This is a genomic window from Paenarthrobacter sp. TYUT067 (assembly GCF_023656375.1).
In the GTDB taxonomy this organism is placed as follows: Bacteria; Actinomycetota; Actinomycetes; order Actinomycetales; family Micrococcaceae; genus Arthrobacter.
In genome coordinates this window covers 321,002-333,211 of sequence record NZ_JAMOIT010000001.1, presented here as the reverse complement: position 1 = coordinate 333,211, position 12,210 = coordinate 321,002, and the positions used below count along the sequence as shown (strand labels likewise).

Sequence of the window (12,210 nt, the reverse complement as noted above, 5' to 3'; positions counted from 1 at the left end):
CCGTGAGACCGGCCGGCCGTTCGTTTCCAGCCTGTGTGGCTGACAAGAACTACTGTGCCGGGCCCGGATCAAGAACAAATCCTGCATACCCGCAACACTTCCTCAGGAAAACCTCAAGACTCCCGCAACACACTCCGCAGCAGAATCGAGCAGTTTCGGAGAAGCCGCGGATCCGCGGGCAACTTAGCGTTAGGGGTATCAGTTCATAAGACCAAGGGGAGCGAACACCATGACGGATACGGACAAGACGGCAACTAAGGAAAAGTCCTACGACGGCTTCACGGAAGAGGAGCGCGCCGCCATGAAAGAGCGCGCGCAAGAACTCAAGAAGGCGCCGCGCAAGAAGGCATCCAAAGCGGACGGCGAGGCTGATGTCATGGCCAAGATCGCTGAGATGCCAGAGGCGGACAAGCTCATAGCCGAGCGACTCCACGCAATCGTCAAGGAGCACGCACCTGAGCTCAGCCCCAAAACCTGGTACGGAATGCCGGCTTATGCCAAGGACGGGAAGAACATTATTTTCTTCCAGAGCTCCCACAAGTTCAAGGCGCGGTATGCCACGCTCGGCTTTGAGGAGAACGCGAAGTTGGATGATGGAGCCATGTGGCCCACGTCCTTCGCCGTCACGGAAATCACCCACGAGGTTGAAGCGCGGATCGTCGAACTCATTAAGAGGGCGTTGGGGTAGGGGATCTACTACGTCGGCTGACTGTCGGCGGGCGGCAAGTCCGGGTTCATGTCTTCCAGGTTTGGGTCTTCTGCCGTCCACACCTGGATGATGGCCCATGTTACGGCCGCGATGGGTACGGCCAGGACTGCGCCGATGATTCCGGCCAGGATGGTGCCGGCCGTCAAAGCCATGAGGATAACCAGCGCGTGGAGCTTCAGGGACTTGCCCATGACGATCGGCTGGAGGAGATCACCTTCGAGCTGATTGACGGCGATCACAACGATCACCACGATCAACGCCACGATGGGGCCGTTGGCAACCAGTGCCACCAAAGCGGCCAGGATGCCGGCAACGGTGGCACCCACCAAGGGGATGAACGCGCCGATGAAAACGATAATCGCCAAAGGAATGGCGAGTGGAACCTGCATGATGAGTAGCGCCGCGCCGATGGCCACCGTGTCCACCAAGGCAACGATCGCTGTTCCCCGGACGTAGCCGCCAAGGACCTCCATGGTCCGCTTGCCAACACGGCGAAGCTTGGCTTCCCGCACGCCTTTGAAGGGGCGCAGGAAGAAGTCCCATATTTTGGCGCCGTCCTTGAGGAAGAAGAAAAGGATGATGACCACCAGGCTGGCGCCTGCCAGGAACTCCGTGACCACTGACAATCCGGTCACTGCTCCGGAGCGTACCTGGCTGCTCTGTGCGAACTCCACTACGGCTTCGCGCGCTTGGTTCAGTTGCTCCCGTTCAAGGGGGAGCGGTCCTGTCAGCAGGAAGTTCTCAAGTTCGTCCAGCCCACGTGCCGCCTGACTGATCAATTCGTCCCACTGGCTGCGGACAGAAAACACGATGACAGTGATGACTCCGCCGAGCACTATCAATAAGCCCAGGAACGCGACACCCGTTGCCAGGCCCCCGCGCCATCCCCGACGCCGCAGCATATTCACGAAGGGGCCAATGGCTGCGGCCAGAATGAGCGAGATGAGCACCGGAATGACAAGCAGACGGATCTGCAGGAGTCCGAAGATCGCCACCACTGTCAGGGTCAGGATGAGCAGTATCTGGCTTGCCCGGACAGCTGTCCGGCCAAGTGAGTCCTTCCAGAGATCCGGCTTGGATGGCTTGCGGACGGAAAAGTGGGCGGTTTCCTGGGGTTCCGTCATGGTGGCTCCTGTTCGTTCGCATCGGTCAGCCGATGAGATCAGACATAAGCCTACTGATTATTCCCCGATGTGGTGGCGTACCTGCTGGCATCGCCCTGCTAGTGCGTCGGATCAGGGTGTGGAGGTACCGGGCCGGGATCGGGAGCCGGAGACGGGCCGGGGGTTGGATTCGGGTCAGGAATGGGGCTCGGCGGAAACGGCGTGGTGGGATCCGGGGGTGGTGGTACGGGTCCGGGATCTGGAGGAAATGGCTCGGGCTCGTGGTGTGGAGGCAATGTCACGATCTCTCCTTTGCGCACTGAAGGGTATTGCTCCGGCAGATAACTGCAGCCTACTCCCGGTTTCCACTCGGCCACAGGGTGTCCTTCACAGCTAGCGGACAGAAGCGGACCGCAATGCTGATTACCGCGGTAAAACATTTTTAGGTCATATGACCTAGAATTAAACTCATGACCGATTTCCTTGAACTTGATACCGCAGGTCCCGTGCTGATCGTCGGCGGGTACGGCACCGTCGGCACAGCGTTGACCCGGCTCGCCGCAGCCGAATGGCCCTTGCTCATCACGGGCCGGAACCCGGAGCGCGGCAGCCATTTGACTAGCAGCAGCGTTCCCGGTGAGCAACGAAAAGTGACAGTAAAGAAAGTGTCAGTACAGAAATGGGACCTCAACCAAGCGGAGCCATTCGCCGCCAAGGTCAGGGCGGTCATCAGTACCGTCAACGATCCCCATGACAGGGTGCTTCGCGCAGCCGTCGCCGCCGGAATTCCGTACGTCGACGTCACCCGTTGGACCAGCCGCGTCACCAGGGCACTCACGCTGGCTACCCTTCTGCGGCCAACGGCTCCTGTCTCACTGAGCTCAGGCTGGATGGGAGGGGTCACCAATATCGTGGCAGCAGCTTTGGCCCAGGATGTGGGCGGCAGTGACAAGATCGACGTCGCCATCCGATACGACATCAATGACCAAGCCGGAGCCGATTCAGTGGACTTCATGGATCGGCTGGGACTGGACTTCGAAGTACGCAAAGGCGGTCAGGCCGCCGTCGTACGCCCCCTGACTGACACGCGCTGGGTGGACATTGCCGGGCATCGCACCAAAGTGGCGCGGCTCGACACACCTGAACAGTTCACGATGCCGCTCACCCTTGGTGCCGGATCGGTGTCCACCCGGATCGGCTTCAGTTCCAACGCGTCCACGACGGCGTTGCTCGCCGCACGTGCGGTGGGACTCTTCCGCTGGGGTAGCGGGGCACGGTGGGCGCCGCTGCGAAGGTCCTTCCTCTACTCGCCCGGCTCAGGTGGCACGGCACATATCCGCATCGATGTGAAAGGTCCGGCCGGAACGCGAACTGCCGTCATATCCGATCCGCAAGGGCAGGCACACCTCACCGCTTTGGGCGGTTTGCTGGGGCTGCGCAGTGTTCTCGCGGAGGGCACCGGGCCCGGTGTTACCTTCCCCGAATCCACACCGGACCCAGCGTCCCGGCTGGCGGAACTTGAATCACACGGTGTGACAATATTGAGGTCATGACCGAAAGCAAGGGCGCCCTGCGGAAGGCGGCGCTCCTTGACGCTGCTCAACAAGTTCTGGTCACCAAGGGCAACGCCAATGCTGCCATGCGGGACTTCGCCGCCGCGGCCGGGGTGCGCATCGGACACCTGCAGCACTACTTTCCTACGCGGGCGGACCTGATCCGCGCTGTCCTTGAGCGAAGCCTTGAACGCTCACTGCAGAGGCTTTCGGAAGAGGCCGGGCTGGACCTTGGTGCCGGTGCGTCCGGAGGCCTGACCCGGGAGGATTCCCATCGACTCCTGACGGCGCTGCTGCACGAACACTCAGCGCTTGAAGACGTGAAGATGCACCTGGAGATCTGGGCCCTGGCCTCAGCAGACCAGCAAGCGGCGGCTGCGCTGAGGAGCTTCTATGGGCAGTATGCAGCGCACGTCAGCAGCCTGGTGCGGCGCGGTAGGCCAGAGTTGTCGGAGCCGGAACTCGCCGGCGTTGCTGCCGCGATCGTGAGCCTCTTCGAGGGGGCGGCCGTCACACGCTCGGATATTGCCGGCCTCCGGACAGAGTACGGAGACGGATCCATTATCAGCGCGGCGCAATCGTTGATCCACGGACAGGAGCCCGCCCGGTGACTCAGCTAGTGCCCACTCCGGCCCAACTCCGTTGGCAGGAGCTCGAGCTCGGTGTCTTCATCCACTTTGGCATCAACACTTTCGCCGGCAAGGAGTGGAGTGACGGTACCGTCCCGGCGTCAAGTTTCAACCCGACCGAACTCGACGCCGGCAGCTGGGTCCGCGCGGCAAAAACGGCAGGTGCCCGGTACCTCATCCTCACAGCAAAGCACCACGACGGATTCTGCCTGTGGCCGACGGCCACCACCGATTACTCCGTCGCGTCATCGCCGTGGCGGGGCGGCGCAGGCGATGTTGTCAGGGAAGTCGCCGAAGCCTGCAAGGAGCAGGGGATCGGCCTGGGGCTCTACTTGTCTCCGTGGGACCGCAACGCTGACTGCTACAACCACCCCGCCGCCTATGACGATTTCTACGTCCGCCAACTCACCGAGCTCTGCACAGGCTACGGTCCGCTCATGGAATTGTGGTTCGATGGCGCGGGTTCGGTGGGTAGAAAATACGACTGGGACAGGATCATCGCCGTCGTTAAGGAACACCAGCCCGATGCCATGATCTTCAACATGGGCCAGCCCACCATTCGCTGGGTGGGTAACGAGAATGGACTGGCATCGGACCCCGTCACCTATGTTGTGGACCGCACGTCCGATACCCAGTACACAGAGACCAGCTCGGGGCTGCTCGCCGAACACTACCTGCCGCCCGAATGCGATGTCTCCATCCGCCGCGGCTGGTTCTGGCATCCGGATGACCAACCGAAATCCGTTGAGCACCTGCTCGCCATCTATTACCAATCGGTGGGAATGGGTGCCAACCTCTTGCTGAATGTGCCACCCGATACCCGTGGTCTCATTCCTGACCGCGACATTCTGGTTCTGAAGGAGTGGAAGGCGGAATTGGATCGTCGCCTCTCCGGCGTGGTTGAGGCGACGCTGGGACATCACGACGGCGGAGTGACGCTGGGTTTCCCCGCTGCGGTTACGTTCAACCACCTGGAGTTAGTTGAGGACTTGAACGCGGGGCAGCGGATCACCCGTCACGTGGTGTCCTCCGAAGGCGCGAACCTTATTGACGGGATGACCGTGGGTAGCCGCCGAATCCACCAATTGCCGGTTGTCACCGCATCAGAGCTGGACGTGAAGTTGTCAGGCGAGGGCGCCCGCCTGCTTTCGGCGCGGGTTTTCACCGGCGCTTTGGATGCTGATGTTCCAGCAATCCCCGAAGGGTATGAAGCCCCCACGGTGGCGCCCGAGTAGTTCTTCCCCGTGCACTGTCCGGCCTGTCCGCCACCGTCACCATGTGGCCCAAGCTAAAAATGTCGGTGCCTGCTGACAGAGTTATGACATGGAGCGGATTCGGGAAAGTCGAGCAGGTGCGGTGACCTCGAACGCGCTTGTTCGTGCCTCGTCTGGTGGCCTGTCGCCGCGGGTTTCTGCTCAGCCCGGCGCTGTTCCTGGGGGCTCGGTCAGTGGGGATCTGATTGAGCAGTTGCGGGTGTTGGAGGAGATGAAGTCGGCTATCACTGCGTTGCAGGCGCGGGTTGTGGTGGCGTTTGATCTAGCTCAGCGCGCCGAGCAGGCCGAGGCTGGTGTTCCTGCGTCCGAGCGTGGTCAGGGGGTGGGGGCGCAGGTGGCGTTGGCCCGGCGGGAGTCCCCGAACCGTGGGTCACGTTTGCTGGGTTTTGCGAAGGCGCTGGTGGTGGAGATGCCGCGGACGTTGGCGGCTCTGCGGTCGGGGCAGTTGAATGAATGGCGCGCCACGCTGCTGGTGAGGGAAACGGCGTGTTTGTCTGTTGAGGATCGGTGTGCGGTGGATGAGGAACTCGCCGCCGATACCGGGACTTTTGATGGCAAGGGCGACAAAGCGATCATTGCGGCGGTGAAGGCTGCTGCGTATCGGCGTGATCCGCGGTCGGTGGTGGGTCGTGCCAGTCGTGCCGCTGCTGAGCGGACGGTGAGTTTGCGTCCGGCGCCGGACACCATGACGTATTTGACGGCGCTGTTGCCGGTGGCTCAGGGGGTGGCGGTTTATACTGCGTTGTCCCGGGCTGCTGATACTGCCCGTTCCACAGGTGGTGCTGGTACTGGTGGGGGTGTCGGGTCTGGTGGAGTAGCCCCGACCCGTGGCCAGGTCATGGCGGACACATTGGTTGAACGGGTTACCGGCACGCCGGGTGGGTTTTCTGGGATCAACCTGGATCTTGTCATGACCGACCGGACGCTCTTTCAAGGGGACAGTGAACCGGCCCGGCTCAAGGGGTACGGAATCGTCCCGGCAGAGTGGGGGAGGGAACTGCTGGGGTTGGGACCGGCCGGAAGCCCAAGTCCGCGGCCCGGTTCCGGGCGGGCAGTGGACGAACCACAGGCACGGGCAGGACAGGCAGCACAGGCACCGCCGGACACAGAGTTCGCTGTGTGGCTTCGCCGGCTTTACACAGCACCGTCCACGGGAGAACTCCTTGCCACCGATTCCAAGGCCCGGCTCTTCACCGGCAGGTTACGGCGGTTCGTTGAGACTCGCGACGATACCTGCCGGACGCCGTATTGTGATGCGCCCATCCGGCATATCGACCATGTGGTTTCGTGGCGTTCAGGAGGGAAAACGAACCTTAGCAACGCCGCGGGGTTGTGCGAGGCGTGCAATCACACCAAGGAACACCCCGGTTGGAGCACTACATCCCTGCCCGGCGAGAACCACAGCGTGCACACCCTGGAAATCCGCACCCCCACCGGGCACACCTACCAATCAAAGGCTCCACCCCTACCCGGGCACCACCCCGCCAGAATCTAGACACTGTCCAGGGACGCTGGCGGTCTCAAACGCGCCTTCCAAAAGAATTTCAAAAAAGTTTCTACCCGCGCGTAACCCTTTGGCGTGCCCTGACGATTACGTCTTTGAAAGGGCCGAGCTGGAATTTGTCCCCCATCATGTTCCAGCTCGGCTCTTCCTTGTCTCCGGCGGTTCCTTGTCTGCGGCGGTTTGCTCTCACGGGAGTCGCTCTCGACGGAGTTCGGTCAAGAGCCTGCCTGATAAGGCAGCGGGTCATTCCATGGAAGGCCACGTGGAGCGGTTACCCTTGGTGGGGTCGTCCGTTGGTGACATTGCGGACGTCCAGGCCCAAGCAACGGACCTGCCGCCGATCGAAAGCCTCAATCCTGTGACCGACGCATTGACCGATGAAGCGCTACTTGCACTCAAGGGCAATAACGCGGAATTGTTCGGCGCCGTCTACCAGGCGTACGCCGGCCAGGTCCTCGGTTATCTGACGGCCAAAGGTGTATCGGATCCGGAGGCAGTTACGCAGGACGTGTTCCTGGCCATCCTGCCCAGGCTGGATGACATCAGCGGTGGGGCTCATGGCCTCCGAACCTTCATTTTCTCGGTGGCTCATGCCCGCATGGTGGATGAGCATCGGAAGCAAAGTAGGTCGCCGGAACAGCACGAGTTCGAGCCGGACCGGGACACCCGGGAAGTGAGTTCCGCAGAGGCGGAAGCTTTGGGACTTTTGGCGCCCAAGGAGGTCATGAAGCTCCTGGACTACCTCGGCGACGAGCAGCGGGAGGTCTTGACCCTTCGCATCGTGGCGGGCCTGACCGTGGAGCAGGTTGCCGACATCATGGGGAAATCCGCCGGGGCAGTGAAACAGCTGCAGCGGCGGGCACTAATTACGCTCCGTGAGCATTCGGCAGTAAAGGAATACGTGTCGCCATGACATACAGAGATAGTGAACGTGAAGTGATCGCGGAGGAGCTGTTGCTCGACGCCGATGCGGCCGACTCAGCTGACGTCCGGCGTGCGCTCCTCTCCTTGGGGTCCTTCGCCAATCTTGCGGCCCCAACTCCGGGTGCCGAGCTTTCCGCAATGCTGTCCGGCCCCCACGATGAAGTCAGCAAACGCCGATGGAGGCGCAAGCACCGCACCGCCGTGGTCGGCGTCGCCGTGGTGGCAGCGATGAGTCTGGGCGTCAGTGGCGTTGCAGCCGCAAGTTCCGGGTTTACCCGGAACCCGTCGTTCATGGATGAGCTTCTGGGAAACGTCCGGCCGCAGCCGGCAGTCGCAGCCCCCGCGCTGCCCAGTCCCGACGCCCCGCGCGTTATGACCGAACCCGCTCCGGCGGTGGATCCCGCTGCGCTTCCGACCACCCCAGCTGCCGGATCCGTGCCGGTACCCGGTAGTGGTGCGCCTGCCGAAATTCCTGCACAGACCCAGGCGCAGGCGCAAGTACCCGCGCAGCCGCCGGCCCCTGGCGTGGTTGAAGCGCCCGCCCACAACAGCACCCCTCCAAGCGGTGCTGTCCCGGGCAGTGCCCTACCGGTTGGACCTCCACAAACGAAGACTGCGCCGAATCTACCCCTGAGCCCGCAGCCCAAGCCGGACTCAGGCAAGGAGGACAAGTCAGGCAAGGAGGACAAGTCAGACAAGGAGGACAAGCAGCAAGCCGCTAAGTCTGCGGAACGAACCAAACCCGGATATCGGCACACCGCGCTCAGCGACGAGCGCAATGACGCGCAATTACCGGCGTCCGTGGACACCTGGAAGCAGTGGTCTAAGTAAGCTTGGGTCATGATGCATGTCAACGATCCCGCCGTCGTCGAGCGGTTGATGCGAACAAAGGGCACCTGGGCAATTGTTGGCCTGAGCACCAATGAATGGCGCTCCGCCTATGACGTCTCGCTGTACGTGCGGGACAAGATGGGCATGGAGATCATCCCCGTCAACCTCAAAGGCGAGGAAGTGCACGGAGAAAAAGGGTACAAATCCCTGGCGGAGATCCCCGAGGCCAGGTACCCCATTGATGTTGTTGATTGCTTCGTCAACTCCCAACGTGTTGGGGCGGTCATTGATCAGGCGATAGCTATTGGTGCCAAGGCCGTTTGGCTTCAGCTGGGAGTCTTTGACGACGACGCCGTACAGCGGGCACATGATGCGGGACTGGACGTAGTGGTTAACTCCTGCCCGGCACGTGAAGGCTGGCATTACGGCCTGTGATAACCGTGCCGATTCCTCTGCTAGATTGCAGCTGAATCACTTTTTGAGTCTTTGGGGGACAACCATGTTCGGCAGTCATTCTGCGGTGCCTTTTTCCACTCCCAGCAGGCGGGCCGTCTTCAGTGTTTTGGGCGCTTCCATGGTGGCCGGCCTGACGGCCTGCAATGCCGCTGAGAGTTCGACGCCGGTGCAGACGCCCAGTGGCGCTGCCGCCTCGCCCGAGGTGCCGGGACCGAACGGCGCGATGGCCGTTGCAGGCGAGGTTCCGACGTCGTCCGCTTCTCCGACGCCCTCACCGACGGCGACCCCCACCAAGCGCATCCGGCGGACGTTCATCCCGGACTATCAACTCCCGCCGATTGTCGGCGGCCTTGCGCCCGTGATTACCAAGATCGACACCAAGCACCCGGTGGTATTCCTGACCATCGATGACGGCAACATCAAAACGCCGGAGTCGATCAGGCTCATGACAGAGTACGACTATCCTGCCTCGCTCTTCCTCACCAAGGACACCGTGGCGGACAACCCGGCGTTCTTCAACGCGTTCAAAGCCCAGGGCAGCCTGATGGAGAACCACACGGTCACCCACAACATCAACATGGTGCGGCAGTGGGGCTATCAGCAGCAGTTCAATGACATGGTGGGAATGCAGGAGTACGCATTTCAGCACTACGGACGACGTCCCACGCTTTTCCGGCCCCCGGGAGGCGCATACTCCAACGTGATGCGCCAAGCCGTTGCCGATGCAGGGATGAAAGCGATTGTTACGTGGGAGGCCAAGGCAAACGCCGGGAAGATGGACTACCAGGTGGGCAACTCGCTTCGTCCCGGCGATATTGTGCTCATGCACTTCCGGGCGGAGTTTGCCGCAGACCTCGCCGCATTCCGCGCCGCCCAGTTGGCAGCAGGGCTGGAAGTGGTGCTGCTGGAGGACTTCCTGGGCGTGGCGTAAGGCGCTGCCCGGTGAGGGGCGTGGTCGCCGGCCCGGACCGCCAGTAGGCTCTCTCCATGGATGTTCCCGCCCTCCGCGAAATTTGCCTCAGCTTCCCCGGCGCGTTCGAAGACTTCCCATTCGGCCCCGAAACCTCAGTGTTCAAGGTGCGTGCAGCCGTCACTGGAGGGGCCAGGCACCAAGCTAAGATGTTCGCGTTGTCATCCATGGATCCGGACAACTGGTCCGTGAGCCTCAAATGCGAGCCCGCCCTGGCTGAACAGCTCCGGGCAGCAAACCCCGAAATCACCGGCGCATGGCACATGAACAAGACCCATTGGAACGGGGTCCGACTGGACGGGAACCTTTCTGATGAGGTGATCCGGGACATGGTGGAGGACTCCTACGACCTCGTGGTGGCCACGCTGAGCCGCAAACAACAGGAACAGCTCGGCTGGGCCAGGCTCGCAAAACCGCAGGGCACCTGACATGCCCGCAAACCCCTCCCCACGGCACTGACATGGGACTAGATTGATAGTGCATAGCTGGATGATTGCTTTGCGCGCAAGCTTTGGCTCGTTTCCGCCTGGTAAAGAGGTGCTCACCCCAGGCCTGGCGGAGTCCCGTTTTGCCCGACAATGCCCGGTACCACTGGGAACTGGGAGGCAAAGGGTGACGGCCCGCCAGGCGATCGCCGAGTGCGGAAAGGCCCTCGCCGGTGGCCCGTAGAAAGATCACGCTTTGACAAATGTTGATCGAAAGTACCAAGAAAGATTGATTTTCGATCATTCCTGGTGAATTATGTCACAGAAGGTTGGTGCTGCCAGAGCGCCAGCCCAGACTGTCTGGCTGAACGGCTTTCCCGCCGCAACAGTCCGGACACTACGAGTCACTGGAGGGTTTAGAAATGAACGTTCAGCACCAGTCCGTCGGTCGCCGTGGATTCCTGCGCGGAGCACTCGCAGCAGCCGTGCTCGTGCCCATGGGGGGAACCATCGCTTCCTGTGCCGCAGGCGGCGGCACCACCACAACCGGTCCCACGGGCACCGTTTCCGACACCAACCCGTTCGGCATGGCTGACAAGGCCGCCCTGGACGCCGTGATCTTCAAGGGTGGCTACGGCATCGACTACGTCGAGTTCGCCGGAAAGATCTTCGAGAAGACACACGAGGGCTCCACTGCAAAGATCTCACCGTCCACGGACATTGCGCAGGAACTTCAGCCGCGCTTCGTCGGTGGCAACCCGCCGGACCTGATCGATAACTCCGGCGCGAAGGCCATCGGCTTCAGCACCATCCTTGCCCAGCTTGAAGACCTCACCAGTGTTGTGGAGGCCAAGAACCTTGAAGGCAAGGTCATCAAGGACACCCTGTACACCGGCGTACTGGCTCCAGGTACTTTCGACGGCAAGCTTGCCGCCTTGAACTACGTGTTGACCGTCTTCGCTGTGTGGTACTCCGACTCCCTGCTCAAGGAAAACGGCTGGACTGTTCCCAAGACCTGGGATGAAATGTACGCCCTGGGCGAGCAAGCCAAAGCCAAGGGCAAGTACCTCTTCGTCTGGGGCAAGGAAGCGGCCACGTACTACCAGGAACTGGCCATTGCATCTGCCATCAAGGAAGGCGGCGACGACGTTCGCCTCGGCCTTGAAAACCTCAAAGCCGATTGCTGGTCGCACCCGGCCATCCAGTCCGTCTTCGCGGCCATGGACAAGATCGTCAAGGCCGGCTTCTTCAAGCCGGGCGGCTCAGGCACCCAGTTCACGGCAGCACAGGCACAGTGGAGCAACGCCCAGGAAGCCGTGTTCTACCCCTCGGGCTCCTGGATCGAAAACGAAATGAAGGACCAGACCAAGGCCGGCTTCAACATGATGGGTACCCCGGCCCCGTCTGTCACCGCCAGCCCCAAGATGCCCCAGACGGCACTTCACAGTGCTGCAGGTGAGCCGTTCATTGTCCCGTCGCAGGGCAAGAACGCTGCCGGTGGCAAGGAACTGCTCCGGATCATGCTCTCCAAGGAAGCTGCCACCAACTTCGCCAAGACCAAACTGGCGCCGACCATCGTCAAGGACACCGTCCCGGCCGATGGTTTCGGTTCCACGGCTCTGGTTTCGCAGACCAAGATGCTCAGCGATGCCGGCGACAACGTCTACTCCTGGAACTTCATTGACCTGTACGGCACCAACAAGGACCAACTGGTTGTCTGGAACACCTTCCTGGACGGTAAGTCGGACGTTGCAACCCTCACCTCCGCACTGCAGAACATCACCGATAAGGTTCGTAACGACAGCTCGGTCAAGAAGATCGAAGTGAAGTGA

13 protein-coding genes are annotated in these 12,210 nt (G+C 61.6%); 11 read left to right on the top strand and 2 right to left on the bottom strand.

Annotated elements, in window-relative coordinates; translation table 11 throughout:
- Positions 1-229 precede the first annotated feature (229 nt).
- A complete protein-coding gene (locus tag MOD31_RS01505) occupies positions 230-688 on the top strand; it encodes an iron chaperone (RefSeq protein WP_250819681.1) in 459 nt (152 codons plus the stop codon).
- An 8-nt stretch (positions 689-696) separates the two neighbouring features.
- Here MOD31_RS01505 and MOD31_RS01500 read toward each other — a convergent pair whose 3' ends face one another.
- A complete protein-coding gene (locus MOD31_RS01500) occupies positions 697-1,833 on the bottom strand; it encodes an AI-2E family transporter (RefSeq protein WP_250819680.1) in 1,137 nt (378 codons plus the stop codon).
- Positions 1,834-2,282: 449 nt separating this feature from the next.
- Here MOD31_RS01500 and MOD31_RS01495 point away from each other — a divergent pair, with 449 nt between their 5' ends.
- From MOD31_RS01495 to MOD31_RS01465, 7 genes are all read left to right on the top strand, one after another.
- The gene (locus MOD31_RS01495; protein WP_250819679.1) at positions 2,283-3,365 is read left to right on the top strand and encodes a saccharopine dehydrogenase NADP-binding domain-containing protein; all 1,083 of its coding nucleotides are present in this window, start codon (positions 2,283-2,285) and stop codon (positions 3,363-3,365) included.
- Entirely contained in the window at positions 3,362-3,976 is a 615-nt protein-coding gene (locus MOD31_RS01490) for a TetR/AcrR family transcriptional regulator (protein ID WP_250819678.1), read from the top strand. Before MOD31_RS01495 ends, MOD31_RS01490 begins: the two co-directional genes overlap by 4 nt.
- Positions 3,973-5,229 (top strand): alpha-L-fucosidase, encoded by a 1,257-nt coding sequence (locus MOD31_RS01485; RefSeq protein WP_250819677.1) that lies wholly within the window; start codon positions 3,973-3,975, stop codon positions 5,227-5,229. The genes MOD31_RS01490 and MOD31_RS01485 overlap by 4 nt, the downstream gene beginning before the upstream one ends.
- 88 nt (positions 5,230-5,317) lie before the next feature.
- Positions 5,318-6,763: an HNH endonuclease signature motif containing protein gene (locus MOD31_RS01480; protein ID WP_250819676.1), complete on the top strand. Its 1,446-nt coding sequence runs from the start codon at positions 5,318-5,320 to the stop codon at positions 6,761-6,763.
- A gap of 367 nt (positions 6,764-7,130) precedes the next feature.
- Positions 7,131-7,685, top strand: a complete 555-nt coding sequence (locus MOD31_RS01475) for a sigma-70 family RNA polymerase sigma factor (protein WP_166841376.1) — start codon at positions 7,131-7,133, stop codon at positions 7,683-7,685.
- Positions 7,682-8,527, top strand: a complete 846-nt coding sequence (locus tag MOD31_RS01470) for a hypothetical protein (protein WP_250819675.1) — start codon at positions 7,682-7,684, stop codon at positions 8,525-8,527. Before MOD31_RS01475 ends, MOD31_RS01470 begins: the two co-directional genes overlap by 4 nt.
- A 9-nt stretch (positions 8,528-8,536) precedes the next feature.
- Positions 8,537-8,962, top strand: coding sequence for a CoA-binding protein (locus tag MOD31_RS01465; RefSeq protein WP_142936795.1), 426 nt, complete (start codon positions 8,537-8,539; stop codon positions 8,960-8,962).
- 75 nt (positions 8,963-9,037) lie between these two features.
- On the opposite strand, the gene MOD31_RS01460 is transcribed toward MOD31_RS01465, so the two are convergent.
- The gene (locus MOD31_RS01460; protein WP_250819674.1) at positions 9,038-9,298 is read right to left on the bottom strand and encodes a hypothetical protein; all 261 of its coding nucleotides are present in this window, start codon (positions 9,296-9,298) and stop codon (positions 9,038-9,040) included.
- A gap of 43 nt (positions 9,299-9,341) precedes the next feature.
- Here MOD31_RS01460 and MOD31_RS01455 point away from each other — a divergent pair, with 43 nt between their 5' ends.
- The 3 genes from MOD31_RS01455 to ngcE all read left to right on the top strand — a co-directional run bounded on the left by MOD31_RS01455 (position 9,342) and on the right by ngcE (position 12,210).
- Positions 9,342-9,914, top strand: a complete 573-nt coding sequence (locus tag MOD31_RS01455; protein WP_250819673.1) for a polysaccharide deacetylase family protein — start codon at positions 9,342-9,344, stop codon at positions 9,912-9,914.
- 56 nt (positions 9,915-9,970) lie between these two features.
- The gene (locus tag MOD31_RS01450; RefSeq protein ID WP_142936793.1) at positions 9,971-10,381 is read left to right on the top strand and encodes an MmcQ/YjbR family DNA-binding protein; all 411 of its coding nucleotides are present in this window, start codon (positions 9,971-9,973) and stop codon (positions 10,379-10,381) included.
- A gap of 419 nt (positions 10,382-10,800) precedes the next feature.
- Positions 10,801-12,210, top strand: a complete 1,410-nt coding sequence (ngcE, locus tag MOD31_RS01445; protein WP_166841275.1) for an N-acetylglucosamine/diacetylchitobiose ABC transporter substrate-binding protein — start codon at positions 10,801-10,803, stop codon at positions 12,208-12,210.